The organism is Mesorhizobium sp. BR1-1-3 (assembly GCF_020165455.1).
Classification (GTDB): domain Bacteria; phylum Pseudomonadota; class Alphaproteobacteria; order Rhizobiales; family Rhizobiaceae; genus Mesorhizobium; species Mesorhizobium ciceri.
The window spans coordinates 138,433-162,216 of record NZ_JAIUIC010000005.1; the positions used below are offsets into that span (position 1 = coordinate 138,433).

Annotated in this window: 28 protein-coding genes and 1 tRNA gene; 12 read left to right on the forward strand and 17 right to left on the reverse strand. The window is 61.1% G+C overall.

Annotated elements, in window-relative coordinates; translation table 11 throughout:
• The first annotated feature begins 1 nt into the window (after position 1).
• From LB559_RS13250 to LB559_RS13260, 3 genes are read left to right on the forward strand one after another with little or no spacing between them, the layout of a single operon-like run.
• On the forward strand, positions 2-1,024 hold the full coding sequence (locus LB559_RS13250) for an FAD binding domain-containing protein (RefSeq protein ID WP_224674210.1): 1,023 nt from the start codon (positions 2-4) through the stop codon (positions 1,022-1,024).
• A gap of 3 nt (positions 1,025-1,027) precedes the next feature.
• On the forward strand, positions 1,028-3,307 hold the full coding sequence (locus LB559_RS13255; RefSeq protein WP_224674211.1) for a xanthine dehydrogenase family protein molybdopterin-binding subunit: 2,280 nt from the start codon (positions 1,028-1,030) through the stop codon (positions 3,305-3,307).
• A gap of 23 nt (positions 3,308-3,330) precedes the next feature.
• Entirely contained in the window at positions 3,331-3,792 is a 462-nt protein-coding gene (locus tag LB559_RS13260; protein ID WP_013531565.1) for a RidA family protein, read from the forward strand.
• A 46-nt stretch (positions 3,793-3,838) separates the two neighbouring features.
• On the opposite strand, the gene LB559_RS13265 is transcribed toward LB559_RS13260, so the two are convergent.
• Positions 3,839-5,548 carry an HAD family hydrolase gene (locus tag LB559_RS13265; protein ID WP_224674212.1) on the reverse strand — a complete coding sequence of 570 codons (1,710 nt, stop codon included), beginning with the start codon at positions 5,546-5,548 and terminating at the stop codon, positions 3,839-3,841.
• Between the two features lie 236 nt (positions 5,549-5,784).
• On the opposite strand from LB559_RS13265, the gene LB559_RS13270 reads away from it, so the two are divergent.
• Positions 5,785-6,291 (forward strand): ferritin-like domain-containing protein, encoded by a 507-nt coding sequence (locus LB559_RS13270; RefSeq protein WP_013531567.1) that lies wholly within the window; start codon positions 5,785-5,787, stop codon positions 6,289-6,291.
• A gap of 59 nt (positions 6,292-6,350) precedes the next feature.
• Here LB559_RS13270 and LB559_RS13275 read toward each other — a convergent pair whose 3' ends face one another.
• From LB559_RS13275 to LB559_RS13285, 3 genes are all read right to left on the reverse strand, one after another.
• The gene (locus tag LB559_RS13275; protein WP_224674213.1) at positions 6,351-6,500 is read right to left on the reverse strand and encodes a hypothetical protein; all 150 of its coding nucleotides are present in this window, start codon (positions 6,498-6,500) and stop codon (positions 6,351-6,353) included.
• A 40-nt stretch (positions 6,501-6,540) separates the two neighbouring features.
• Positions 6,541-7,512 (reverse strand): SDR family oxidoreductase, encoded by a 972-nt coding sequence (locus tag LB559_RS13280; protein ID WP_024505521.1) that lies wholly within the window; start codon positions 7,510-7,512, stop codon positions 6,541-6,543.
• A 311-nt stretch (positions 7,513-7,823) separates the two neighbouring features.
• Positions 7,824-8,519: a TetR/AcrR family transcriptional regulator C-terminal domain-containing protein gene (locus tag LB559_RS13285; RefSeq protein ID WP_224674214.1), complete on the reverse strand. Its 696-nt coding sequence runs from the start codon at positions 8,517-8,519 to the stop codon at positions 7,824-7,826.
• A 192-nt stretch (positions 8,520-8,711) separates the two neighbouring features.
• Here LB559_RS13285 and LB559_RS13290 point away from each other — a divergent pair, with 192 nt between their 5' ends.
• Positions 8,712-9,194, forward strand: a complete 483-nt coding sequence (locus LB559_RS13290; protein WP_063172160.1) for a RidA family protein — start codon at positions 8,712-8,714, stop codon at positions 9,192-9,194.
• A gap of 301 nt (positions 9,195-9,495) precedes the next feature.
• Complete coding sequence (locus LB559_RS13295) at positions 9,496-10,257, forward strand: GNAT family N-acetyltransferase (RefSeq protein ID WP_013531572.1); 762 nt, start codon at positions 9,496-9,498, stop codon at positions 10,255-10,257.
• A gap of 4 nt (positions 10,258-10,261) precedes the next feature.
• On the opposite strand, the gene LB559_RS13300 is transcribed toward LB559_RS13295, so the two are convergent.
• The 7 genes from LB559_RS13300 to LB559_RS13330 form a co-directional block, all read right to left on the reverse strand.
• Entirely contained in the window at positions 10,262-11,089 is an 828-nt protein-coding gene (locus tag LB559_RS13300; RefSeq protein ID WP_127366590.1) for an MBL fold metallo-hydrolase, read from the reverse strand.
• Positions 11,090-11,092: 3 nt separating this feature from the next.
• A complete protein-coding gene (locus tag LB559_RS13305; RefSeq protein WP_224674215.1) occupies positions 11,093-11,887 on the reverse strand; it encodes a TatD family hydrolase in 795 nt (264 codons plus the stop codon).
• Positions 11,887-13,437, reverse strand: a complete 1,551-nt coding sequence (metG, locus tag LB559_RS13310) for a methionine--tRNA ligase (protein ID WP_224674377.1) — start codon at positions 13,435-13,437, stop codon at positions 11,887-11,889. Before metG ends, LB559_RS13305 begins: the two co-directional genes overlap by 1 nt.
• An 86-nt stretch (positions 13,438-13,523) precedes the next feature.
• Positions 13,524-14,579, reverse strand: a complete 1,056-nt coding sequence (locus LB559_RS13315) for a DNA polymerase III subunit delta' (RefSeq protein ID WP_024505516.1) — start codon at positions 14,577-14,579, stop codon at positions 13,524-13,526.
• Positions 14,576-15,250 carry a dTMP kinase gene (tmk, locus tag LB559_RS13320; RefSeq protein ID WP_024505515.1) on the reverse strand — a complete coding sequence of 225 codons (675 nt, stop codon included), beginning with the start codon at positions 15,248-15,250 and terminating at the stop codon, positions 14,576-14,578. Before tmk ends, LB559_RS13315 begins: the two co-directional genes overlap by 4 nt.
• A 140-nt stretch (positions 15,251-15,390) precedes the next feature.
• Positions 15,391-16,557, reverse strand: coding sequence for a D-alanyl-D-alanine carboxypeptidase family protein (locus LB559_RS13325; protein WP_224674216.1), 1,167 nt, complete (start codon positions 16,555-16,557; stop codon positions 15,391-15,393).
• Between the two features lie 103 nt (positions 16,558-16,660).
• Positions 16,661-17,893, reverse strand: coding sequence for a septal ring lytic transglycosylase RlpA family protein (locus LB559_RS13330; RefSeq protein WP_224674217.1), 1,233 nt, complete (start codon positions 17,891-17,893; stop codon positions 16,661-16,663).
• A 377-nt stretch (positions 17,894-18,270) separates the two neighbouring features.
• On the opposite strand from LB559_RS13330, the gene LB559_RS13335 reads away from it, so the two are divergent.
• Both LB559_RS13335 and LB559_RS13340 read left to right on the forward strand, forming a co-directional pair.
• Complete coding sequence (locus LB559_RS13335; protein WP_224674218.1) at positions 18,271-18,606, forward strand: hypothetical protein; 336 nt, start codon at positions 18,271-18,273, stop codon at positions 18,604-18,606.
• Positions 18,607-19,077: 471 nt separating this feature from the next.
• Positions 19,078-19,167: transfer RNA gene (locus LB559_RS13340), tRNA-Ser, on the forward strand.
• Between the two features lie 140 nt (positions 19,168-19,307).
• On the opposite strand, the gene LB559_RS13345 is transcribed toward LB559_RS13340, so the two are convergent.
• From LB559_RS13345 to LB559_RS13360, 4 genes are read right to left on the reverse strand one after another with little or no spacing between them, the layout of a single operon-like run.
• Positions 19,308-19,601, reverse strand: a complete 294-nt coding sequence (locus tag LB559_RS13345; protein WP_224674219.1) for a hypothetical protein — start codon at positions 19,599-19,601, stop codon at positions 19,308-19,310.
• Positions 19,598-19,825: a hypothetical protein gene (locus LB559_RS13350; RefSeq protein WP_224674220.1), complete on the reverse strand. Its 228-nt coding sequence runs from the start codon at positions 19,823-19,825 to the stop codon at positions 19,598-19,600. Before LB559_RS13350 ends, LB559_RS13345 begins: the two co-directional genes overlap by 4 nt.
• Positions 19,822-20,109, reverse strand: coding sequence for a hypothetical protein (locus LB559_RS13355; RefSeq protein ID WP_224674221.1), 288 nt, complete (start codon positions 20,107-20,109; stop codon positions 19,822-19,824). Before LB559_RS13355 ends, LB559_RS13350 begins: the two co-directional genes overlap by 4 nt.
• On the reverse strand, positions 20,106-20,882 hold the full coding sequence (locus LB559_RS13360) for a hypothetical protein (RefSeq protein ID WP_224674222.1): 777 nt from the start codon (positions 20,880-20,882) through the stop codon (positions 20,106-20,108). The genes LB559_RS13355 and LB559_RS13360 overlap by 4 nt, the downstream gene beginning before the upstream one ends.
• Positions 20,883-20,996: 114 nt before the next feature.
• Between LB559_RS13360 and LB559_RS13365 the strand changes: the two genes are divergently transcribed.
• The 3 genes from LB559_RS13365 to LB559_RS13375 are packed head-to-tail and all read left to right on the forward strand — an operon-like array spanning position 20,997 to position 21,936.
• Complete coding sequence (locus LB559_RS13365; RefSeq protein WP_224674223.1) at positions 20,997-21,236, forward strand: helix-turn-helix domain-containing protein; 240 nt, start codon at positions 20,997-20,999, stop codon at positions 21,234-21,236.
• Complete coding sequence (locus LB559_RS13370; protein WP_224674224.1) at positions 21,233-21,568, forward strand: hypothetical protein; 336 nt, start codon at positions 21,233-21,235, stop codon at positions 21,566-21,568. The genes LB559_RS13365 and LB559_RS13370 overlap by 4 nt, the downstream gene beginning before the upstream one ends.
• On the forward strand, positions 21,565-21,936 hold the full coding sequence (locus LB559_RS13375; RefSeq protein ID WP_224674225.1) for a hypothetical protein: 372 nt from the start codon (positions 21,565-21,567) through the stop codon (positions 21,934-21,936). The genes LB559_RS13370 and LB559_RS13375 overlap by 4 nt, the downstream gene beginning before the upstream one ends.
• On the opposite strand, the gene LB559_RS13380 is transcribed toward LB559_RS13375, so the two are convergent.
• On the reverse strand, positions 21,933-22,412 hold the full coding sequence (locus tag LB559_RS13380; RefSeq protein ID WP_224674226.1) for a hypothetical protein: 480 nt from the start codon (positions 22,410-22,412) through the stop codon (positions 21,933-21,935). The two genes, LB559_RS13375 and LB559_RS13380, sit on opposite strands and share 4 nt — an antisense overlap.
• Positions 22,413-22,456: 44 nt before the next feature.
• On the opposite strand from LB559_RS13380, the gene LB559_RS13385 reads away from it, so the two are divergent.
• A complete protein-coding gene (locus LB559_RS13385; RefSeq protein WP_224674227.1) occupies positions 22,457-22,885 on the forward strand; it encodes a hypothetical protein in 429 nt (142 codons plus the stop codon).
• Here the strand turns inward: LB559_RS13385 and LB559_RS13390 are convergent.
• Positions 22,837-23,634, reverse strand: a complete 798-nt coding sequence (locus tag LB559_RS13390; protein ID WP_224674228.1) for a glycoside hydrolase family 108 protein — start codon at positions 23,632-23,634, stop codon at positions 22,837-22,839. The genes LB559_RS13385 and LB559_RS13390 overlap by 49 nt on opposite strands.
• Positions 23,635-23,784: the final 150 nt, after the last annotated feature.

Sequence of the window (23,784 nt, forward strand, 5' to 3'; positions counted from 1 at the left end):
GATGCGCCCCTTCGTTTATGAAAGACCAACCAGCGTCTCCGCTGCAATCGCCATGGCATCCCGTGTCGATGCCGTGCGCGTTCCGCCAACCGGCGCCGACACGCAATTCATCGCCGGCGGCACCAATCTGGCCGACTACGTGAAGCTCGGTGTCGCGCGGCCGGACCGACTGCTTGACCTCAACACTCTTGCCGAGCCAGCCTTGCGGCAGATCAGGATAAACGATGACACGATCCGGTTTGGTGCACTGGTCCGCATGGGTGAAGCAGCCGACAACGATGACGTCCGGCGGCGTTGCCCGGCCCTTGCCGACAGCCTGAAATTCGCCGCCAGCGGTCAGCTTCGCAACATGGCGAGCCTGGGCGGCAATGTGCTGCAACGTACGCGCTGCGAGTATTTTCGAGAGATTTCCTGGCCGTGCAACAAGCGCGAACCCGGCTCCGGCTGCGCTGCGATGGAAGGGTCCAATCGCCAGCACGCCGTGCTGGGTACGAGCAATGCCTGCATCGCCACTTATCACGGCGATTTCGCGCAGGCACTGGTTGCGCTCGATGCCACCGTCGAGATCGAAGGTCCGCGGGGAAGGCGCACGCTTGCATTTGCCAAGCTGCACAAACGGCCGGGCGACACGCCCGACATCGAGACGGATCTCGCCGCCGACGAGCTCATAACCGCCATCGAAGTGCGGCTCGAACGGTGGAGCAGCCGGTCGCGCTATCTGAAGATTCGCGATCGCGAATCCTACGCGTTTGCGTTGGCGTCCGCGGCTGTTGCGCTCGACATGGATGGCGAGACGGTAAAGAGTGCGCGCATTGCGCTTGGTGGTGTGGCGACGGTGCCGTGGCGGGCGCGCGAAGCAGAGGACGCGCTACAGGGCAAAGTGCTTGACGAAGCCGCGGCGCAAGAGGCTGCCGAGGCTGCCTTCGCCGATGCCAGACCGCGCGAGCATAACGCATTCAAGATACCGCTCGGCAAGCGCACGCTGGTGCGGGCGCTGCTCGAAACCCGGGATATGAAGGGCTGAGCCATGAACCAAGCTGCACCCGCCCCCAGGGAAAACCAGGGCGATCCGGTTGTCCGCATTGACGCCCGGCTAAAAGTTACCGGACAGGCCGGCTATCCCGCCGACATCGTCACGGCCAACGTCGCCTACGGTGCCCTTGCCACCAGCAGCATTGCCCGGGGCAAGGTTTCGGGACTTCACACGAAAGACGCCCGGGCCGTACCCGGTGTGCTGGACATCGTCACCTATGACGATATGGACCAGACCGACACGCCGAAATTCGGCAACACCGGCGCAAGTTCGATCGGGCCTTTGCACGACAAGACGGTTTTTCACGACGGTCAGATCATCGCTCTGGTGGTTGCCGAGACCTTCGAGGCGGCGGAGGAAGCCGCAATGTTGATCCGCGCCGACTATGAGGACGAACGGCCCGCCGCCAGCTTTGATTCCAAGGGCGTGAAGATGGAGCCGGCTGCCGGCAAAAACCCAATGTTCAAGGAGGATGCGAAGGCCGGTGATTTCGATGCCGCCTGGGCGGATGCGACGGTAAAGATCGACGAAAAATATTCGACGCCGACCCAGCATCACAATCCGATCGAACTGTTTTCGACCACCGCAATATGGCAAGGCGATCAGTTGACCATACACGAGCCCAGCCAGAACGTTACCGGCTGGAAGGTGGAACTGGCACGCCAGCTGAAGCTCGATCCGGCCAATGTGCGGATCGTCAGTCCCTATATCGGCGGTGCCTTCGGCTCCAAGGGGCCGATGACGGCACGCACCGCTATCGTTGCCGTCGCGGCGCGACGCATTGGCCGCCCGGTTCGCTGCGTCGTCAATCGCATGCAAGCCTTCGGTACGCAGACCTATCGCGCCGAAACGCGGCATAGGATCCGCATGGGCGCCGGCAAGGACGGCCGCATCACGGCGTTCGGACATGAGGCCTGGGAGGTGACGTCACGCCCTGACCCTTATGTCGTCGGCGGCACGTCCGCCACCGCGCGCATGTACAATTACGGCGCCGTTCTGACGCATGTTTCGCTGGTTCACGCCGACCGCAACACGCCTGGCTACATGCGATCGCCGCCGGAGACGCCTTATGTCTACGCGCTGGAAAACGCCATGGATGAAATGGCCGTGGCCCTCGGCATGGATCCTGTCGAGTTTCGTCGCATCAATGAACCGGAGAAGGAGCCCATCGGAGGCAAGCCATTTTCCAGCCGCTCACTCATCAAGTGCTACGACCAGGCAGCGGAGGCCTTTGGCTGGTCGAAGCGCGATCCCAAGGTCGGCTCGATGCGCGACGGCGACTGGCTGGTCGGGATGGGCTGTGCGACGGCGATCTATCCGACTGCCGCCGCGCCCTGTGCGGCCCGGGTTCGTCTCACCGCCGATGGCGAGGTTCGAGTCCAGTGCGGCTCCCATGAAATCGGCACCGGCGTTCGCACCATCGCCGGCCAGATGGCGGCCGAAAGACTGGGCATCGGCATGGACAAGATCAGCGTCGAGATGGGCGACAGTGCCTTGCCGCCGGCTCCCGTGTCGGGCGGATCGATCTCGACCGCCAGTGTCTGCTCGGCGGTCATGAAAGCCTGCGACGCGATACGCGGAAAGCTGTTCGCCGCCGCTGCGGGCAGGGGGGCTCCGCTGGCCGGTTCGGGCAATGCGAAGCTGGACTTGAAGGACGAAGAGGTCGTCACCGAGACCGGCAAATCCGCAAAGCTGGCTGATGTCTTCAAGGCTATGCAAGTCGGCGCCATCGAGGAATATGCCGAGTTTGCGCCGAAGGGTTCTTCGCCTGAAGCCCTCAGCAAACTCTATGCCGGACAGTCGGAATTTCATGGTGGAGAGAACGACGAAGATTCGGTCAAATATGCCTTTGGCGCCGAGTTCGTCGAAGTGCGCATCAACAGCTATACACGCGAAATCCGGGCCCCGCGCATCGTCGGGGCCTTCGCCGCCGGGCGCATCATGAACACGCGCACCGCGCGCAGCCAGCTGATGGGTGGCATGATCTGGGGTATCGGCCAGGCGTTGCACGAGGCGACGGAAATCGATCAGCGACACGCGCGCTACGTCAACCGCGACCTGCAGGACTATCTCGTGCCGGTCAACGCCGACATCAAACAGGTCGACGTTATCCTGGTCCCCGAAATCGACCATCAGGTCAACCCTGCCGGCGTCAAGGGTTTGGGCGAACTCGGCAATGTCGGAACGGCTGCTGCCGTGGCGAGTGCCGTCTATCATGCCACCGGCAAGCGCATTCGCGATCTGCCGATCAGAATAGACGATTTGATAGGCTGACGATCAAGAGTTCTGGACGAAGCATGGAACTCGTAACCCATAAGAAATTCAAAAACGGAAGGTTGATGCCGTGGGGAAAAGGCACGGTCGTCTCCGGAGCAAGGGGATTTGTCTACCTTTGCGGAAATACGGCAACCGCCGAAAATTATGATCCGACCGGAAAGAGAGGAGGGGGATTCACTGGCGATGCTGCGGCACAGTGGCGCGCAATTCTGGCGAACATCAAATCAGATCTGGAAGAACTCGGCAGCGCGCTCGACTATCTCATCCGGCTGACCTTCTTCATCAAGGGGCCATTTCCCGATGGCGGCGTTCTGAGTTCACCCAATTTTCGTCTCGACGTACTGGACGAGTTCTTTGCCGAGCATTGCCCGAAGCACTGCAGCTATAACAACCCGCCGCCTTCGGAGGTGATCGGAGTTGCAGCACTTGCGCAAGCCGACATCGTCGTTGAAATTGTCGCGGTGGCGGCGTTGCCTGACTGAAGAATTTCGCATGCAGCGCTGGCTTGATTGCCTTGGCTCTCGCGTGTCACTCCGGGGCTGTGGCGGGAGCCGTGTAACGGCGGCGCACGGCATCAAGCACCCGCTTGCGGCTCTCCTCCGCCGACAGGGTCTTGTCCTCTTCCGCCTCGGCGGTTTCGCGCGCCAGGTCCTTGTCCCTGATCTGATGTCGAAACCATTTGGAATAGTCGCCGGTGCGCAAATGAAACTCCCAGGTCTTATCATCTATGCCCTCGGCGATCTGAGCGAAGATCATCAGATTGTGAGCCCTGAGATTCATCGCATTCTCAGGGCCATGGAAATAGAAGCTGCCGGCTTCGTCGAGCTGGCCTTCGGCATATTTCCGGCTGTGCCGCTTGAGTGACTGACGTGGTTCGACCACTTTGACCGTCTTGACTTTTTTGCCTGCCTGCGGCCGCCAGAACAGCACGCGCGCACCTTTCGGGCTGGGGATGACCTTCGGCGGCTCAATGCCGGTTTCACGGCAGAAGACCTTCACGACGTCCTTTGCCTTGGGGCCAAGCGCAATGATGGCTGTCACCAGGCGCAAGGCGTCTGTCGAGATCGCCTCGGGGTGAACGGTGATCAGGATTGTGCCAGGCAATTCCAATGACAGAACCGCCCGCGCATCGTCGCGCCGCTTGGGCAGAAGATGATGCGCTTCATCGATCACGAGCCAGTGCGGTCTCGCGGTGCGCCGGCGGAAACTGCTGAGGCCAGGCAGCAGGTCGGCAAAGAAATCCGGCCTCTCGTCGACCCGCAGGGCCAGTCCATTGACGACTATGTTGCTGTCGGCCTTGGCGATCAGATCCAGCACTTGCGCCTTTGTCGGCGCGCTTGAGCCGTCTCCCAGGCGAACGGCGCCTTCGAGGCCATCATAGTCGCCTTCGGGATCGAAGACACAAAATTGAAAGCCGCTTTCGACGAAGCGTTCGGTCAGCGCGGTGGCCAAGGTGGATTTACCGATACCGGAACTCCCGGCAATGAGGATCGTGTCGCTCGGCGACAGGTAGGTATCATCGCCGCCAGATGATCCAAGAACGATGCCGTCATGGCGCTTCGGCACTATCGCGTGATCACGCTTTATCAGCTTTGCGATCAGTTGCTCCACGCCTTTGCCTCGGGCGCCAGGCATGATCAGGTTGGCTGTATCCTTGACCGCCGGAATTGCATTGTCGACGGCGACGCTGCAGCCACAGGCTTGCAGGAACGCATGATCGTTCTCGGCGTCGCCGACGCCGACGACGTTGTGCGGCGAAAGTCGAAGGTCCTGAAGGGCCGCGGCGAGCCCGGTGGCTTTGTTGATGCCGCTCGGCAGGATCATCACCGCGCCCTTGTTGAAGATGATTTCCAGTTCGAGACCCATCTTCTTGATGACCTCAAGCACGGTCGCTTGATGCGGTTCCCAGGTCGCGACGATCGATCGTCCGACCGAAAGCGGCTTGACGCCCTGCCTCTTCAACCTGGCGACGAATTTGGGCTCCGGCGGCGGGGCGATCACCCGCTCTTCCTCGCTGGCCGGCGTGTAGATCATCGCGCCATTCTCAGCGACGACCTTGTCGAAGAGGCTAAGCTCGGGAAAGACGCCCTTGAGATCGGGCAGTTCACGCCCGGTGACGAGAACCAGCTTGCGGCCGCTTTTCTTGAACCGCTCAAGCGCAGTGAGCGTTTTCTTGGCGACGACCCCATCATGAGCCAGAGTGCCGTCATAGTCAGTCGCCAATGCAATGAAATACATTCCGCCAACCCTTCTCGGTTCCGATTGCTCTGCGACTAGAACGTGTGATCGAGACAAAGGCTCCCCACCGACCGGATCGCAGGTCTTGGAGAAGGGGGAACGGGTCCGCCCTCGGAAATCAGGAACTCCTTCGGTGCCGGCACGTTGACCAGACAAGCCGGGAACCGTCCCGGTCTTTGTTGGCGGCGCAAACCCCGTCGCCGAAATCCACACCAAGCGCAATGAAAGGTAAGGCCATGGGCTTCTTTTCGAAGGACATAAAGACACTCGACGATCTCTTCGTGCACACGCTGCGCGACATCTATTACGCCGAAAAGCAGATCGAGAAAGCGCTGCCGAAGATGATCGACAAGGCAACCGACCCGCAATTGAAAGCCGGATTTGAAAAGCACCTCGATCAGACGAGAGGCCATGTCGAGCGCGTCGAACAGGTGTTTGAGTTGCATGGCGTCAAGGCCAAGGAGGTCAACTGTCCGGCAATCGACGGCATTCTCGAGGAGGCCGACGACGTGAGCGGTGACGTCGATGACAAGGAGGTTCTCGACGCGGCGCTGATTGCTTCGGCGCAGGCCGTCGAACACTACGAGATGACGCGCTACGGCACGCTCATCGCCTGGGCAAAGCAGCTTGGCCGCACCGACTGCGCCAATGTGCTGGCCAAGAATCTCAAGGAAGAGCAGGCGACAGATCGCAAGCTCACCGAAATGGCGGAAAGCAAGATCAACCTGCAGGCAGCCGAATAAGGCTGCAATCCGGCCGGCTGGTAACTCGGCCGGCCGGATTGCCGGTAGGTTCCATCCCGTCAGCGAGACGGGTCGACGCCCAGTGCCGCTGATTGCTTGCGCAGCGCCTCACCGTCATCCTGCAGCACATGCCGAGCAGACCCTGCGGTTTCCGTGTAGATGCGATACGCTACACAAGCGAACGCCACCATGAAAAGCAGACGGCCCATCCATCCTACTCCTTCGTTGCGGACTTCGTTTCGGCCATCCTCAGTACCCTCCGACGACGGGCAAGATCTCGCCGGTGATGTAGCTCGAGCAATGCGGCGAAGCGAGGAACACATAGGCCGGCGCGAGCTCTTCCGGTTGCGCTGGTCGTTTCATTGGCGTGTCGGCGCCGAATTTCGAGACGTCGTCAGCTTCCTTGTCCGACGGATTGAGCGGCGTCCACACCGGACCCGGTGCTACCGCATTCACCCTTATGCCCTTGCCGATGAGATTGCCCGACAGGGCCCGCGTGAAAGCATGGATGCCGCCCTTGGTCATCGAATAGTCGACCAGCTGTTTTGAACCGTCGATACCGGTTACCGAACCGGTGTTGATGATCGCCGAACCGGGTTTCATGTGCGGCACCGCTTCCTGCGCCATATGAAAATAGCCGTAAAGATTGGTCTTCAACGTCGTGTCGAAATGTTCTTCGGTGAGCTCGCCGAAGTCGCTGGAATGGATCTGGAACGCAGCATTGTTGACCAGCACGTCGATGCGGCCGAATTTTTCAACGGTCTCCATGACCGCCTTGTGGCAGTGGCTGCGTTCGCTGACATCGGCCTTGACCAGGAGGCAGCGTCGTCCCTCCTTTTCCACCGCGGATTTGGTCTCTTCAGCGTCCTTGTCCTCGGCCAGATAGACGATCGCGACGTCGGCGCCCTCGCGGGCGAACAACACCGCCACCGAGCGGCCGATGCCCGAATCGCCGCCCGTGATGAGCGCTACCTTTTGGTTGAGTTTTTTCGATCCGAGATAGTAAGGCGCATCGTACAGCGGCGCCGGCTCTATGGCCCATTCATGTCCCGGTTTGGGCTGATGTTGCTCAGGGAAGGGGGGCTCGGGATATTCGCGGGCGCCAGCCTGCATGGCGCCTTGCAGCTTCCCATCGCCTTTCGATTTGTCCTTGGCATCGATGCCACGTTGGATATGACGCTGCTTGGCCGCTTCACCGGCTATTTCCGACTTCATCTGCATGATCGTCTCCTTGGCTTGAAAGAAAACAACGCATGTCGGCCAAAAAGGTTTGCGTAAAAGATCGACTGCAGAGAGGATTCCGACCAGCGGTTGGCAATGCGTGACGACGACATCGCCAACTGCAACAATTCAGCTGCAATGCAGCCGCACCAGCCACCGCCGCGATGGGATCGAGCACCTGGGGCTTGCCCGCTGCCTGCGCCGCCTTGGCGGCGAGCCAAACGTGATGATGTGGACTGGGAAGCACTTGCGTCAAACTGGCATGCGCAAAGCAGCGCCATCCGGTCTGCTCCGGGCGGAGCGCCGGAATTCTATCTTGGCGAGAGGCCGTCGAGCAGGAAGTCGAGGCCTCTTCGGAAGGCGCCATCCCAATCGTTGTCCAACAGCAGACGAGAGCGTTCGATTGTCGGGTAGTGTTCGCTGAGATGTGTAAGACGCTGCTGTGCGGCTGCCCTGTCTTCTTCCGAGAGGTCGAAGCTTGCCCGGGTGAGGGTAGCGCCCATCACATAGTTCCAGAGCGACCATATCGCGGCGTTCAGATCCGCGTCCGCAACACCGGCTCTGGACAAGGTCTTGCTCAGCATTTCCAGGCGACCGAGAATGTTCCGACCGAGCGCCCGGCGCGGCAACAGCGATGCCGACCAAGGATGGCGCAACATTCTGGCGCGCCAGTCTTCGAGCATATGAACGACGTCTCCGCGCCAGTCCGGAGACTCACCTGTTTCAGGCGATCCGCGATGTTCGAGCACCGAATCGACTGCTAGATCAAAGACATCCTCCTTGTTGTCGACGTGCCAATATAGACTCATCACACCCGAGCCGAGGCGATCGGCCAGCCGACGCATTGTCAATCCGTCTATGCCCTGGGCGTCCAGCAGTTCCACCGCGGTCGCCACGATACGCTCTCGAGACAGCGGCGGCTCGCTGCTCGCTTGCTGCATGGGCTGGAGCGACACGCTTATCCGTTGATCCCCTTTGCTCCGGGCGCCGCTGCGTTTGGCTACCATCCGTCGTCCTCGCTTTTTCAGAACATCGATTTTGACCGGCAACGCGACAAATGTCGATCTTGAGCGATTGACTCGTACGACGTACCATACGATGACTCGTACATCGCACGATTCACGTAGCGATTAGGTTAAAGTTCAATCTGCAGGCGCCAGGGTAGGTTGCTCGCAGGCTGCGGAGCCAAGCGAAAAACCATGTCACGCGCAATCAAGCATCTGCTTATCGGAGGGCTAATCATCATGACCATTGCAGTCCCCACTGCGTCGCCGGCGAACGAGTTCAAGCTGACTATTGTCAATCCACAGGCGCTCTACGACCCGTCACCGAATGGCTACAGCACCGCCGTAATCGCACCGCTCGGAGCTCGGATCGCCTACATCTCCGGGCAGGGCGGCCAAGACAGCACAGGAGCCTTGTCACCGGATTTCGCCGTCCAGGTGAAGCAGGCCTACGCAAATTTGCATGCTGCGCTTGAGGGCATCGGCGCCAGGCCGGATCAGGTGGCGAAGCTCACGGTCTTCGTGGTCGACCACGACATGTCCAAGCTCGAGGTGTTGACCAGGAACGTCAAGGACATGTTCGGCGAGGCGCTGCCGGCGCAGACTCTGGTTCCCGTTCCCAAGCTTGCAATCGATCCCATGCTTTTCGAGGTGGAGGCCACCGTTATTCTGGAATAGTCGCTCCGATTGACCCGATCGTTCGAACAAAGAGTCGAGCGCGCTGCCGACGGCTGCGCGCTCACAATATCGAGCCGATGTTTGCAAGCCTGACGTCTCTCCAGGCTGAAGCCTCCAAGGGAACTGGAAAGTGAAGTCGGGGACCGCCGCATCCATGCCGCTCGCCGTATCCAAAAGTCGCATAAGATAGATTATGGAACTAACGTATGGGCCAAGAACTGTAAATTGCCGCTGATTCTCACAGGCTTGAGCCGATTGTGGCGTATTGCCTTGAGCGGATCGCCAACGCTAGGCTGTCGAAATGAAGATGGCAAACAGCGAGATCGAAGCGGCAATCGAAGTGTTCGTGCATGGCTTCAGCGCTGACAGGAGCCGCACCTTTCCTTACGAAGCCAGCCGGGTTGGACCATTGTGGCTGATGCGCGATGCCGAACGCAAGAATCCTCGCGATTACCGCGGCGAAGAATGGGTCGTCCATGACGTCGCCGCTCAAGAGACCGATGCCGTCGTGCGGCAGCATGCACGGCCGGGCTTTGCCATTTCCGTTGTGATCGCGAACGACGATCCGGACGGGCCGACACGAACCGCCTACAAAGCTCTCGGCTACCGGCTGCTGCGGACCGAAGGCTTTTTCGTCCACCGATTGCACCGGATTCCGAACCCGCCATCGGTTGCTTCGGTCGAACGCGTGCAGACGGCCGAACGGGCGGCACAGTTGGGAAAGATCATCCGCAGGCAGCCGATCCCAGACGATTTGCTCGGCGACACCGCGCCGTTCCGCCAGTATGTGGCAATCGACGGCGCCGACATCGTTGGGCGCGTTCGCAGCCTGGATGCCGTGGGAGCCACCTGGTGTTCGAGCATGTATGTCGAGCCGTCGCACCGGCGTCGCGGCATTGGTCAGGCTTTGATATCGAAAATGTTGCACGACGATCGCGCGCGCGGGTCAAGGTACTCGGTGCTGGCAGCAACCCATGCCGGGGCGCTGCTTTATCCTCGGATGGGCTACGAGCGGATCGGAACGCTGCTGATATTTGCACCAAGGAGCCGAAAGCCCTCATGAAGCTCTATTCGCATCGTGCTGATTCATAAGGGATTTCTATAACCATGCCGTCATAGGCAGGTTCGACATTGGCTGGTGTCTCGGCCATCACCGAGACGTAGTCGAGCGGCACGTGCATATGTGTCAGCACCGCATGTATCGGCGCCAGCCGCTGGATCCATTCAAGCGCTTCGCCAAGTGACAGATGACTTGGATGCGTCCGGTACTGCAGCGCGTCGATGATCAGCACGTCGAGGTCGCCCAGCCGTTCGGCGGTGGGTTCCGGAAAGTCGCTGATGTCGGGGCAATAGGCGAGACCGCCAATGCGGAAACCGAGCGATACGATGTCGCCGTGGATCTGCGGCAGCGGCTCGAGGGTGAGGGTACCCCCCTCTCCTTCGATGACCACCGGCCTGGTGTGGTCGATGAGATGCGGGCTGACGATCGGCGGATAGGAACTGCCTTGCGGCGTCTCGAAACAGTATCCGAACGCTTCCCGCAGCCGAAGCATCGTCGCCCTGTCGGCATGGACGTCGATGAGCTGGCGCTGATCGAGGACGAAACCGCGCAGATCGTCGATGCCATGGATATGGTCGGCATGCGGGTGGGTATAGACGACCGCATCGACACGTTTAACGCCGGCCAGCAGCATCTGCTGCCGAAAATCCGGCCCCGTGTCGATGACGACAGTCGTTCGGCTGCCGTTCGCCGCGATCCGCTCGACGAGCGCGGCGGCACGGGTGCGCCGGTTCCTGGGGTTGTCGGGGTCGCAATTGCCCCAATCGCCGGTGATGCGCGGCGTACCTGGGGACGAGCCGCAGCCGAGAATGGTGAGGCGCAGCCGGTCAGTCATCGTTCAGGCACTTTGCTCTGCAGGCCGCGGCATCTTGCCGAACAGCCGGAAGAAATTATCTGTGGTCAGATCGGCGATTTCAGCTTCGCTTACCCCGATCGTTTCGGCCAGCACCTTGGCGGTATGGGCGACATAGGCGGGCTCGTTGCGTTTGCCGCGAAACGGCACGGGCGCCAGATAGGGCGCATCGGTTTCGACCAGCAATCGGGCATGCGGGACATCGGCGGCAATGGCACGCAACTTAGCTGAATTCTTGAAGGTCAGGATGCCCGAGAACGACACGTAGCCACCGAGAGCGACGCCCACCTCGGCAAGCCGGCGCCCGGAAGAAAAGCAATGCAGGATGAAGGGGAAGGCGCCCTTCCCTGTTTCGTCCTCGAGAATATCAGCCATGTCGGCATCGGCATCGCGCGAATGGATGACCAGCGGCAGCCCCGTTTCACGGGCGGCGGCGATGTGATTGCGAAAGCCTTGCGCTTGTGCATCGCGTGGCGCCTTGTCGTAAAAATAGTCGAGACCTGCCTCGCCGATGGCCACTACTTTCGGGTGCGCGGATAGCCGCACAAGCTCCTCGACCGTGATATCCAGTTCTTCGGCCGCATTGTGCGGATGAGTGCCGACAGAGCAATAGACTTCGTCGAAAGTTTCAGCGATCTCAAGTACTTGTGGAAAACGCTTCACGCGTGTCGAGATCGTCACCATACGGCCAATTCCGGCGGCTGAAGCGCGGGCGACGATGGCCGCCCGCTCCTCGGCGAAATCTGGAAAATCCAGATGGCAGTGGCTGTCGACGAGCATCAGATGTTCGCGTCCGGCTGTTCGACGTAACGCGGAAACACGCCTTCCGGCACCGGCAACGCAGTGCCGGGCACAAGCGCGTGATCCGCGTGGACATGCACGAAATCGCGGCTCTCCGCCGGCACCGCCAGCAGGTCGAGCAGTTTCGCGGCCGAGCCCGGAGTGAAGGGCTGACACAGCACCGCCACGCGGCGCACGACTTCGGCGGTTGTCCACAGCACCGTTTCCATGCGCGCCGGGTTGGTCTTCTTCAGCGCCCATGGTGCCTCGCCGGCGAAGTAGCGATCGGCTTCCGCCACCACGCCGAAGATCGCTGCCAGCGCCAGATGGATGCCCTGCTCGGCGACCGCCTTGCGCGCGGTGTCGAGCGCGGCGGCGGCCTGATCCAGGATCGCTCTGTCTGCATCCGTCAGCTCGCCGCGCTGCGGCACCACGCCGCCGCAGTTCTTGGCGATCATCGACAGCGAGCGCTGCGCCAGGTTGCCGAGGCCGTTGGCAAGATCGGCATTGGTGCGGTTGACGATCGCGTCATGGCTGTAGCTGCCATCGTTACCGAACGGCACCTCGCGCAGGAAGAAGTAGCGCACCTGGTCGAGACCGTAGTGCTCGACCATCGCGAATGGATCGACGACGTTGCCAACAGATTTCGACATCTTCTCGCCGCGGTTGAACAGGAAGCCATGCGCGAAGACGCGCTTTGGCAACTCGATGCCCGCCGACATCAGAAATGCCGGCCAATAGACCGCATGGAAGCGGACAATGTCCTTGCCGATGATGTGCGTGGCCGGCCAATAGTGCCATTGCTCGGCCTTTGTGTCGGGATAGCCGGCGGCGGTGATGTAGTTGGTCAAGGCGTCGACCCAGACATACATCACATGCCTGTCGTCGCCTGGCACCGGCACGCCCCATTTGAAGGTCGTGCGCGAGATCGACAGATCCTTCAGCCCCGACTTGACGAAGCTGAGCACCTCGTTGCGGCGCTCGGTCGGACCGACAAAGTCGGGCTGGCTCTCATAAAGCGCCAGCAATTTGTCCTGATAGGCGGAAAGCCGGAAGAAATAGCTTTCTTCCTCGTTCCATTCGACCGGCGATCCAAGCGGTTCGCGGCGCACGCCGTCGTCGCCGAGCGTCGTCTCGCTCTCGTCGAAATAGGCTTCCTGGCGCACCGAATACCAGCCGCTATAGCGGTCGAGATAGATGTCGCCATTGGCGGCCATCGCTTTCCAGATCGCCTGACAGGATTCGTAGTGGCGCGGTTCGGTCGTGCGAATGTATTGGTCATTCGAGCCGCCCATCGCCTCGGTCATTGCGCGGAAAATCGCCGAATTGCGGTCGGCCAGCGCCAGTGGCGTTATGCCTTCCTTCTCGGCCGTTTGCTGCATCTTCAGGCCATGCTCGTCGGTGCCGGTCAGGAAGAAGACGTCCTTGCCGTCCAGGCGCTGGAAGCGTGCCAGGGCGTCGGTTGCAATGACCGTATAGGCGTGGCCGATATGCGGCTTGCCGTTCGGATAAAAGATCGGGGTGGTGATGTAGAATTTGTCGCGTGACATGAATGAACCGTCATGAATGTCTGGAAAGGCGTGGCGGTGGATATCGTATCGAGGCAGCATTTGCCATCCCGATCCAGGAAACCCAGTCACATTCGCATTGCAGAATTCAGGCGGTCGATCATGATCAAGGCGTGCTGCTTCTTATCGAGATTGTAAGTATCGGTCTCAGATATAGCGTCCAGCGCCTCATGCCAAGTGTCCGACAGCGTTTTGGCTCGTGCGAGATCGCCAGCCAGTGCTGCCTGGCTTGCCGCGTCCGACAACAGGTCTAGCGCCCGGCGGTTGAAGATATCGAACTGGATCGCCTGATCGCGGCCGGCCACGGCTTCGGCGAGGCGGAACGCGCCGCCGACATCGCTCTTTTTCCCGGTGACCAGAGCGTCGAGCGTTGAAGCGATCTCCAGCCCGCCATACTGCGTCAAGAGGATGGCGGTGCGGGCGCTGCCCCCTGCCCGCTCGGCCAGTGCCGCGCGCGCCGCCGGATCTTCAGGCGGCGCCGGCTCGGTCGTTTCCAGCACCGTCATCAGGTCGTCGGCGTCGAGCGGGTTCAATCTCACTACCTGACAGCGCGACCGGATCGTCGGCAGCAGGCTGCCCGGCGCGTGGACAATCAGGATGAACAGAGTCCGTGCCGGCGGCTCTTCAAGATTTTTCAGCAAGGCATTGGCGGCATTGGTGTTCATGTCGTCGGCGGGGTCGACGATGACGACCCGGTAGCTGCCGTCATGCGAGGTCAGCGACAGGAAGCGGCTGACCTTGCGGATCTCATCGACGGTGACGACCGTCTTGAAACTCTTGGTCTTGTCGTTCAGCGGCCGGGTCAGATGCAGCACGGAAGGATGCGCCCCGGTGGCGATCTGGCGAAACAGCGACGACGCCGGATCGGGAGCGGCAAGGCTTTCCGGCGCCTGCGCGAAATCCGGGTGCTTCAGCAGATGATGCGCAAGGTGGAAGGCGAGCGTCGCCTTGCCGATGCCGACTGGCCCGGAAAAGATCAGCGCATGCGGCAGCTTGCCGGCGCGATAGGCGGCGGTGAGCACGCCTGCAGCCTGGCCGTGCCCGACCAGAAGGGGCGTTTCGGAGGGCTCCGGCACGCCGTCGAGCGTGTCGTGCTGCTCGGGTGCGATGCGCTCGAAGATCATGCCGGCGTCGCCTGCCTGTCGCGTGCCGGCGCTCTCGCCGCCAGCGCCGCGAACACTGCCGCGGTGACGACGTTCTCAACCGCGTCGGGCTCGGCGGCTGCGTCGACGACGATGCAGCGCTCCGGCTCGGCCTTGGCGATCGCCAGAAACGCCTCGCGGCGGGCCCGGTGGATCGCCAGCGTCTCCTTTTCGAAACGGTCGGCGACTGCCTCCGCGCCGCGCCGCAGCGTTGCGCGCCTCAGGCCTTCCGCTGGGTCGATGTCGAAGATCAGCGTCATGTCCGGCATCATGCCGTTGATGGCGACCTGTTCCAGCGCATCCATGAATGCCGGATCGATGCCGCCGGTGACGCCCTGATAGACGCGTGAGGAATCGAGGAAGCGGTCGCAAAGCACGATGGAGCCACGCTCGACCGCCGGCCGGATCACCTGCTCGACATGATCGGACCGCGCGGCGGCGAAAAGCAGCGCTTCCATCTTCGGCCCGAACGGTTCGGCTGCGCCCGACAGCAGCACATGCCTGACCGCTTCGGCGCCCGGCGAGCCGCCGGGTTCGCGGGTAAGCAGCACGTCGTATTTCTTGGCGCGCATCTTCCTGGCCAGCCGCTCGATCTGCGTCGACTTGCCTGCCCCCTCGCCGCCTTCGAAGGTGATGAAAAAACCGCGTGCCAACCGAGAGGCCTTCTTGTCCATGGCTGAATGGGATTGTAGCGCTCTAGATAGTCCGCGTTGGGCCAAACGTCCATGCCGTCGATTTTTTGCCCTTATGCATGTCGTTCCCCAAAACCATGGCTGGTTTTGAGCGACATGCGTTAGCGCAGCCAGCCGACCGCCAGTTCCTTGACGGCATCGAGCGCGCGCTGCGGCAGCGTGCCGACGCCGATCGATTCGGCTGCGAAAAGCGGCGTCTCCTGGCTCAGCGTATCGCCGATCCAGACGCGCAGCGCACCCACCGGCTGCCCCTCCTCCACCGGTGCTGCAACCGGGCCGTCATAGACGATCCTGGCCGTCAGCTTGTCGCGGTTGGTGATCGGCAGGAAGATGTCGATCGGACCCTTGGCCTTCAGCGTCACCCCGGATTTGGCGCCGCCGAAAACCTGGGCTTCTCCAACCACCTCGTCCCTGGCGAAAATTTCGGTCTTCTCGAAGGAGCGGACACCCCAGTCGAGCAGCTTTCGCGCTTCCTCGGCGCGCTCCTTGTCCGAGGCCAGCCCGCTCATCGCCGCGATCACGCGGGTACCATTGTGGCTGAGCGAACCGACGATGCCGAAACCGGCTGCCTCGCTCGCCCCGACCGCCAGGCCGTCGGCGCCGATGTCCATCGCCAGCAGCGGATTGCGGTTCCTCTGTGAGATCTTGTTCCAGGTGAAATCCTTTTGGGCATAATAGCGATAGAAATCCGGATAATCGCGCCACAGGTGCAGGGCGAGCTGCGCCAGCTCGCGCACGGTCGTCTGCTGGCCATCCGCCGGCAGGCCGGTCGAATTGACGAAAGTCGACGTCTTGAGGCCGATCTGGCGGGCGCGTTCGGTCATCTGCGCGGCAAAATTGTCTTCGGATCCCGACATGCCTTCGGCGATGACGATGCAGCCGTCATTGGCCGCCTGCACGGTCACGCCCTGAATCAGGTCTTCGAGCCGGACCGACGACTTGAGCTTGGCGAACATCGTCGATGTTCCTGAAGGCGCGCCACCCTTGCGCCAGGCGTTCTCGCTGACCACGAACGTATCGTCGAGCTTTAGGCGGCCGGATTTGATGGCGTTGAAAACCACTTCCATGGTCATCAGCTTGGCCATCGAGGCCGGCGGTATCGGCTTGTCGGCCTCCTTGGAAAACAGCACCGTCCCGGTCTCGGCATCGATCATGAAGGCCTGCGCGGCCTTGGTCTCGAACAGCTGTGCACCGGCCGGAGCCTGGAAAAACAGCAGCAAGCCAAAAACCAGAAGCCCGGCGAGAGGCGGGAGCAAGCGAAATTGCATGATGTTCGACCCGTTGGCCGGCACCGCCGGCAAGCCCGCGAAAAGTATCAAGCTTTTTGCGCGGCGGATCAACCGCGCAGCGGAAATCCCATCAGGCTTGCGCTCAGTTGCGCACAGCCAGCGCATCGGGCGCGCCATGCGACCAGGCAGCCTGCAGCAAATCATCGAGATTGCGGTGGCCATCGGGATAGAGATTGACCGAATACCAATCCTCGCCATCGAGTTCCGAACGCTGGATCTCGATCTTGCCGTATGCGGCAAGCTCAGCAGCAACACGCTTGGCCTCCGCTGCATCCTCGAACGAACCAGCCGCGACGTAGTCAGTGGACGGACCGGCCGTTGGCGGCTGCCGTTTCCATGATTGGAGCACATCGGCCGGCGACATGCCGTCGCCACCCATCGCGGCGAAGGCATTTGAGGCGCGTTCGACCCGCTCGTCGGCATAGGACAGCGAGGCCACGGCAAACGGCGATTGCGGCGGCAGATTGATCTGCGGACGCTCCGGCACGATCGGGCCGAAATCCGGAAGCGCCAGATCGCCATAGGCCGACGACTGCGTCGACATGATCGGCTGGACAGAACCGGAATCGGTCAACTGGCCCGGAAACGGCACGGCAGCAGTGCCGGCAGGCAGGCTTGGCGACGGCCCGTTCATGGCGACCATGACGCCGGTCGGCAGTCCATCCGACGGGTCTGGCGCCCTGTTGCCGGGATGATAGGAGGCCATCAGATACTGGTCGTCATCGCCGTCGAGCGGCGCGCGGCCGACATATTCGACCTTTACCTGAGCGGTGCCGGTGTTGGCATAGTCAAGCATCTGGGCAGCGCGCTCCGATACGTCGATGATGCGGCCTTCGTGATATGGGCCGCGATCGTTGACGCGAACGATGACCGAACTGCCGGTCTTGAGATTGGTGACGCGGGCATAGCTTGGCAGCGGCATGGTCGGGTGCGCCGCCGTCAGATGGGTCATGTCGTAGACTTCGCCATTGGCGGTAAGCCGGCCATGGAAGGCGTCGCCATACCAGGAGGCGAGGCCGACCTTGGCGTAACGCTTGTCTTCCTTCGGGTAATACCACTTGCCGCGGACCTGATAGGGTTTGCCAAGCTGATCCCTGCCGCCGCCACGTTGGATGCGCCCGTTCCGGGAGATCACACGCGGGCTTGCCTTCACGCCATATTCGGATTCGGCGAAATATTCCTTGGGGCGGGTCTTCTTGTTGACCATCGCTTTCGGCTCAGGCTGCGACGCGCAGGCAGCCAGCAAGGCGGCCGACATGGCGAACAACGCGACGGTAGCAGCGCGACGAAGACGCGGTGGCGTCACAGCCTGCATTTTCCTGATGTCCCCTTCAGTCTCAACTCAAGGCGTCGCGTTCAACCACCAGAGGAGCCAAAAAACTCACCCGACAATACCAACGACGCTTAAAACCCCGATCCTTTGTGCGCAGGAATTGCTTATCACGGTATTAACCGATTGTGGCCGCAACCGGGCAAGATTGTGGCGTCTCCACCGTAAGAGCTCTCTGAAAAGTAACGGTTTTCGTGCTTCCGCGCGAGAGATGTGATGCCCTCTGCCACAGAAAGCCTGGCTTCGCTCCTGCCCGCCGTGCCTGCCGGTTGACCGGGCTTTGTCGGGCAGCGGACCGACCGCCGGAACAAAGAAATGCGCCGCTAGTTTCATCCGCAGGGCACTCGAACAGAAGGACGAGCATGATGAAAATGACTTCATTGATGGTCGCGATCGCGATGTCGCTTTCTGCCGGGTCTGCGATCGCCGCATGTCCGGACAAGTCAGCTTCGAACACCGGGACCGATGCCGGACAGACCGCCGGTATTTCGAAAGATGGAACCCACGCGCCTTTAGAGACTCCGAAGGCCATGGGCAACGCGAACAAGCCAGCCGCCAAGGATGGCACCACGATGCCATTGGCGGGCGCTGAAGGCGCCGGCGACAAAAACCTTGCAACCTCGCAGCAGGACATCGAGGCGCAGCAGCACGGTGATAAGGCCGCGGCGGCAAAGGCGGACGAAAATTGCAAAGACTGAGGACCGTACAGGCCGGAGCCGATTTGCAGCTTCGGCCTTCCTCACCAGTAGCTGTTCCTTGGCGAAAGTTAAATCTGCGGGATACCGCAGCTGTCCCAAGAGGCTGACCCGTAGGGATTACCTCCGCCCAATTCCGAGGATGGCTTGGTCGGTAGGTTGCGCCCTCGGTCGGGCTGCACGAAAGCCCTCCAGCGTCAGGCTTCTTGTGTTCGCGCGCAAACCTGTACATCGGCAGTCGGCGGGCTCCTTCTTCATCATGCACCAATGGGATAGCGAGTTCCGGTGCTCGATTCCGACAAACTCAGAGCCTGCCAGGACGGCAGGAACCGACACAGTGGTGGTTGACGCAGCCCTCAATGCCGCTTTACAGGAATGAGGCGTGAACCAGCCGGGAGTGCCTTCGGTGCCAATCCGGTGCCACAGGCCAAACGAGTTGGCCCCGCGCTGCCCAAATGGTTGAAAAACCACGATGGAGGAATGGCCGAGCGGTTTAAGGCACCGGTCTTGAAAACCGGCGTGGGTGCAAGCTCACCGTGGGTTCGAATCCCACTTCCTCCGCCAGAACTTTTCGTAAAGGGTTGAATTGCTTATTCTATTTCGTTTTGCCTTAGTTCGTGCCTAACTTGGGGCCTAACGTCCGCAAACGATGAAGCCCGCCACCGTGAGGCAGCGGGCTTCAAGTCGCAAAGTTTGCGAGTTGGTCAGTTGTCGCCATCGACCCCCGCGACGTACTGGCACCCGGCACGCATCCACGCGTCGCGCCCCTGACTGCCCGATTCGGACCAGCCGAGGCTATATTCCGCGTCGGCGCCCTCTTCGTCGTCGGAGTTGTCCCCTTCCCTGTCATCGGTGCCGACGACTTCGGCGCCGCCGGCTAGATATGGCTCCAGATCCGGGTCGGGCTCTACGAGGTCGAGCAGGGAAATTAGCCGTTCAATCTCGTCTTCGATCGAGCGGCGGACAGTCGGGTCGGAAAGGCGAACGTGCGCGTTCATCGCATAGCCCCCGCCTTGTTGAGGTGTTCCCGCAAGGGCTCCAAGATGTCTTGCGCGTAGATGAGAACGTAGCCGATCGACGCCATTTCCTTTTCCGAGACGTTCGACGGGTCAGCTTCGTAAGCGTTGATCGCGAGCCGAACGACGCGGAGCAGATCAAGAGCATGGTCCATCACGTCGACCGGCTCGTTACCGGTATATTGCTTGCTGAGAACGGGGCTCATGACCGCACCTGTTCGACATGCAGAGCGCGAAGCATCGCGGTCAATGCGTCGTTCGACACGGCATAGGCAGGCCGCCATTCGTTTTCATAGACCGCCTTGTCCTGTGTGGAGCAGTAGCGATCCCATATCTGGTTCTGCACCATCAGGGCCGTTTGCCAAGCCGCGATGGCGGCGAGGCCGGCGGCGGAAATCGTGGGAAGGCTTGCGCCCTCCCCGATTGAGCCCGCCGAAATCGCGGCGCTGGCAACAGCCGCTTGACGAAGGAAAAGGCGACGGGTGATCATGCTGCACCGCCTTTCGCGTGACGGAGAACGGACTCCGCAATTTGGCCGTGCCAGTTCCTCTTGCGGTCGACCGCCGCCCAGATACGGTCCTTCTCGGATACCCTCCCCCATGCAGCCAACGCTTCAGCCTTGATCAGCATCCCTTCAAGAGTGATGTCGGGCTGATCCAGAACGGCGGTGATATGGTCGGCAAGAGCTTGCGCGGCTGCATGCCGGGCTTCCCACGCGGGCTTGTAGCCTGACGCCTTCTCTATGTGCGCGGTCTTCGCCTCGTACTTTTTGGCGATCAATAGCAAACGGGACGCTTTATCAAACTCGGCTTGCCACTCTTCCCGCGTTGAGCAGGTGTGCCAAGCGGATGGCGACTTGGAGCGGCTTTTCAGTGCGCTGCTGGCACGATGGAGCCGCCATTCGAAATCGCCGCTGGTGTGAATGTGCCGCCCATGATGCGCGCCGAAGAAATCGCGCTCTGGCTGATGACGCGACGGCTTCGCCGTAAGCTCTGCCGGGGCGGACGGCCATTTTGGCGCCCATACCCGAATAACTTCTTTCTCATGCGCCCAGGCATCCGCATAGGCCTGTTCGATTGCCGGGGTGCGATTGCCGATAGCAATCAGGTCCGGGTTTTCTGCCGGCGCCGCCTTTGCTCCGCTATGAGTGGCGACGGTTCCAACCGCAGCCGCCGTGGAAGCAGCCGCGAGGCCAAGAAGGAGACGGCGGCGGTTGAGATTGGGCATGCCTTCGGCGGCAGCCAGAACACGGGTGTTCTGCATGTGTGTAATTCCTCTTTAACTAGTTTTATTTACCAGTTCACCATGAATGACAATTAGCTTGCCGTCAACAGCGAACTATGAAAAAATACTAGCCAGATAAGAAAGGGACACAGAATGCTCACAACCGGAAACCAGCTTCGCGCCGCGCGCGCCTTGGCTGACATGGATCAAGGGACGCTTGCGAAGCGCGCCGGGATAAACATCAACACTGTAAGCGCCATGGAAAAGCGCGGCGCCGAGGGGCTGACCAGCGGACTGGACAAGGTGCGCGCCGTGATGACCGTTCTTGAGGAAGCCGGCATCGAGTTTCTGAATCATGGAAGCCCAGGCGTCAGGCTAAAGGCAAAGTCATGAAAGCGGCCACAGTCTACGCTTGCGTGGCTTTTTGCATGCTGACCTACCCTGCGGGAGCGGGCGAATATGCCACATATGGCCCCGGCGCAAACTCCTGCGGCAAGTGGGTTAAAGCAGAGGAGATGAGCCGAGCCGTTGGCATGAGTTGGGTGTTGGGCTTCATGACGGCCATGAACTTCAGAAACGGCCGGAGCGGCAACCAGCACACGGATGTCACACACGGCACTGATGCGGACTCGCTTGAATTATGGCTCGTCAACTATTGCAGTGAGCATCCGCTCGAAGACCTTAACGCAGCAACTCTCAGTCTCTATTTCGAGCTGGTAAAGTGACCGCCAACACGCCCCGCGCTCGCATGTCGGCCAAGCGTCGACAAGCTATCTTCACCGAGAATTGCACCGGCCATAACATCGCGCCGTGCTGCAACTGCGGCGAGCCGGTTCACCGTCATAACGACCGGTGGATTGTCGAACACAAGCGCGCCCTCGCCCTGCTAGGCCCGGACGTGAACACCAACTGCGGCCCGGCTCATTTCGCTTGTGGCGAAGTAAAGACCCACACCCAGGACTTGCCGAGGATCAGGAAGGCCAAGCGCCAGCAGGCCCGGCATGAAGGCACAAAAAAGCCGGCGCGGGGTTTTCAGATCCCGGCCGGCGTTGTGTTCGATTGGAAGGCGCGTCGCTACGTTGCCATTGTCTAGGGCCGGAAGCTCGTTGGCTGTGTCTTCCCGCTCAGGTTCTTAACGTCTTGGGCCACGACGCGAACATCAGCCTTCACGTCGGCAACGTTCTGGGTCAGCGTATCGAGCTTGGCTCCGATCAGCTCCAGCATCCGGTCAATGCGGGCGTCCTGTGCATCGTCTCGCTTGTCGTTCTGGTCTAGGCGCAGCGAGACGGTATCGAGCGGCTTGAGCTGCTTTTGAATGTCGTCAAAGTTCCGATCCGATTGGGCAGACCGCGCGGACCGGGCCGCCGCTTCACTATCGACCTTCACCGACAGCGTGGCAAGATCCGCTTTCGAAGCGGCGTTGGCAATATCGCTGGTGAACTTGTAATAGAGCCCGCCCCCGACGAACGCCTGCCCCATGAGGATCACGACGAAGCCTATAAGCTGGGCTTGCGATATCGGCCGTTTGTCCACTTTGATCGACAACATTGCCTCATCCTCACTGCTCATGCCCCGATGCCCTTTAATGTTATTTCGAGCAGGCCGAAGAGCGCTTGCAGGAACGGTTGTTGCCCGCCACCTGTTCCGCGAACGGCCTGTCGTTCTTGATGATGAAGTCTCGCGTCGGCCCGGAGGGCTTCAGCAGCGAAAACCCGGCGCCCTCAGTCGCAGCGGTCCGGCTGCACCCACCGGCCGCCAAGCTCAACGCAAAGATGCTGCTGGTCAAAAGCACTGATTTCAACATTGTCGTCGTTCCTTTTCTGGATGAGGGCGAGCGCGGCTTCTCGCGCCTCTGCCTGGACGAGCGCGCGGGTTTCAGAGCGCGTTGCAGGGTCATGGACGATTGCGACATAGAGAACGGCCACGAGACCGCAGATGCCGGCTCCTGCGACCGCCCCGACGCCTACTTTGATCCAGTCGAACAGGCCGAACATCACTCCGCGACCTCCGCCTTGATCTGGCGCACCGCAGAGACGATCTGAGAGCGAAGCAGGAGCAGGACCAGCAGGAACACCAGCAGGACCACGCCGCCAGCCAGGACGGCTTGCCAGTCCATGCCGGCCAGCCAGCCGAGGCCGATGGCGCCGGAACCGAAAAGACCGGTCAACCAGGACAGAAAGCCAGATTTCTCCTTGACCTTCTGTTCGACCTTTTCAGGAACAACGGGCTTGTCGACCGGCACCTTCACCTCGACAGTGACCGGCGGCGGAGTGTCGGGCAATGCTGAAAGCTTCAGCGCTTCGGCGCGCACTGACTTGACGCGGTCGGACCAGCCTTTGCCGAAAGTCTTCCAGGTCGGGAGACGCTTCAGGAAGCCTAGGCGATTGTCGCACAGCGCGTCGATGACAACGCCGGCCGGCTTAGCCTTTACGGCCGCAATGGTGGCCGGGCCAATGCGCCCATCCTGCTTTACGCCTACAACGTCCTGAAGGTATTTCGCTGCTCGACCGGGACCGCTATTCACCGCGAAGTCAAAAACAGCGTAGTCGACCCCGCTGGGAAGCAGTGCGCCGGCCGTCGCATCCCAATAGAACCGGCGATAGACCGTGGCGACCTGGCTGTCAGTGATTTTGCGCAGATCAGCCTTCGTCGCGTCGGCCTTCACATAGCGGCGGAAATTGGTGAGCGTCACCCCCTTCATGGTGGCGCCGCCGGGATCAGCCGGATTGTCCGACCATAGCCCTTCCGATTTGAGAACAAGCGAAAGCGCCCGCGCGAAGTTGCGATCCATGGCTAGTACCTTTCCGCCCCGATGGGCAGTTGTTGAGTTTGGCAATGAAGGTGGAGGGGCTGAAAATCAGCCGATTGAGGAAATCAGCGGTCTAGCCGCTCGCGCGCACATGGCCTGCGGCTGGACGAGTTGGTTTTGGGGTGATTGGTG

What these genes read in the sequence shown, in the direction of transcription:
- LB559_RS13350 (WP_224674220.1), bottom strand. Translation starts at nt 19,825, where the DNA reads ATGAGCCCCGTTCTCAGCAAGCAATATACCGGTAACGAGCCGGTCGAC.
- LB559_RS13390 (WP_224674228.1), bottom strand. Translation starts at nt 23,634, where the DNA reads ATGGATCGCAACTTCGCGCGGGCGCTTTCGCTTGTTCTCAAATCGGAA.
- LB559_RS13290 (WP_063172160.1), top strand. Translation starts at nt 8,712, where the DNA reads ATGTCACGCGCAATCAAGCATCTGCTTATCGGAGGGCTAATCATCATG.
- LB559_RS13355 (WP_224674221.1), bottom strand. Translation starts at nt 20,109, where the DNA reads ATGATCACCCGTCGCCTTTTCCTTCGTCAAGCGGCTGTTGCCAGCGCC.
- LB559_RS13330 (WP_224674217.1), bottom strand. Translation starts at nt 17,893, where the DNA reads ATGCAGGCTGTGACGCCACCGCGTCTTCGTCGCGCTGCTACCGTCGCG.
- LB559_RS13365 (WP_224674223.1), top strand. Translation starts at nt 20,997, where the DNA reads ATGCTCACAACCGGAAACCAGCTTCGCGCCGCGCGCGCCTTGGCTGAC.
- LB559_RS13370 (WP_224674224.1), top strand. Translation starts at nt 21,233, where the DNA reads ATGAAAGCGGCCACAGTCTACGCTTGCGTGGCTTTTTGCATGCTGACC.
- metG (WP_224674377.1), bottom strand. Translation starts at nt 13,437, where the DNA reads ATGTCACGCGACAAATTCTACATCACCACCCCGATCTTTTATCCGAAC.
- LB559_RS13305 (WP_224674215.1), bottom strand. Translation starts at nt 11,887, where the DNA reads ATGCTCGTCGACAGCCACTGCCATCTGGATTTTCCAGATTTCGCCGAG.
- LB559_RS13280 (WP_024505521.1), bottom strand. Translation starts at nt 7,512, where the DNA reads ATGCAGATGAAGTCGGAAATAGCCGGTGAAGCGGCCAAGCAGCGTCAT.
- LB559_RS13315 (WP_024505516.1), bottom strand. Translation starts at nt 14,579, where the DNA reads ATGATCTTCGAGCGCATCGCACCCGAGCAGCACGACACGCTCGACGGC.
- LB559_RS13250 (WP_224674210.1), top strand. Translation starts at nt 2, where the DNA reads ATGCGCCCCTTCGTTTATGAAAGACCAACCAGCGTCTCCGCTGCAATC.
- LB559_RS13360 (WP_224674222.1), bottom strand. Translation starts at nt 20,882, where the DNA reads ATGCAGAACACCCGTGTTCTGGCTGCCGCCGAAGGCATGCCCAATCTC.
- LB559_RS13255 (WP_224674211.1), top strand. Translation starts at nt 1,028, where the DNA reads ATGAACCAAGCTGCACCCGCCCCCAGGGAAAACCAGGGCGATCCGGTT.
- LB559_RS13285 (WP_224674214.1), bottom strand. Translation starts at nt 8,519, where the DNA reads ATGGTAGCCAAACGCAGCGGCGCCCGGAGCAAAGGGGATCAACGGATA.
- LB559_RS13295 (WP_013531572.1), top strand. Translation starts at nt 9,496, where the DNA reads ATGAAGATGGCAAACAGCGAGATCGAAGCGGCAATCGAAGTGTTCGTG.
- LB559_RS13265 (WP_224674212.1), bottom strand. Translation starts at nt 5,548, where the DNA reads ATGTATTTCATTGCATTGGCGACTGACTATGACGGCACTCTGGCTCAT.
- LB559_RS13380 (WP_224674226.1), bottom strand. Translation starts at nt 22,412, where the DNA reads ATGAGCAGTGAGGATGAGGCAATGTTGTCGATCAAAGTGGACAAACGG.
- LB559_RS13300 (WP_127366590.1), bottom strand. Translation starts at nt 11,089, where the DNA reads ATGACTGACCGGCTGCGCCTCACCATTCTCGGCTGCGGCTCGTCCCCA.
- LB559_RS13325 (WP_224674216.1), bottom strand. Translation starts at nt 16,557, where the DNA reads ATGCAATTTCGCTTGCTCCCGCCTCTCGCCGGGCTTCTGGTTTTTGGC.
- LB559_RS13345 (WP_224674219.1), bottom strand. Translation starts at nt 19,601, where the DNA reads ATGAACGCGCACGTTCGCCTTTCCGACCCGACTGTCCGCCGCTCGATC.
- LB559_RS13275 (WP_224674213.1), bottom strand. Translation starts at nt 6,500, where the DNA reads ATGGGCCGTCTGCTTTTCATGGTGGCGTTCGCTTGTGTAGCGTATCGC.
- LB559_RS13270 (WP_013531567.1), top strand. Translation starts at nt 5,785, where the DNA reads ATGGGCTTCTTTTCGAAGGACATAAAGACACTCGACGATCTCTTCGTG.
- LB559_RS13335 (WP_224674218.1), top strand. Translation starts at nt 18,271, where the DNA reads ATGATGAAAATGACTTCATTGATGGTCGCGATCGCGATGTCGCTTTCT.
- LB559_RS13260 (WP_013531565.1), top strand. Translation starts at nt 3,331, where the DNA reads ATGGAACTCGTAACCCATAAGAAATTCAAAAACGGAAGGTTGATGCCG.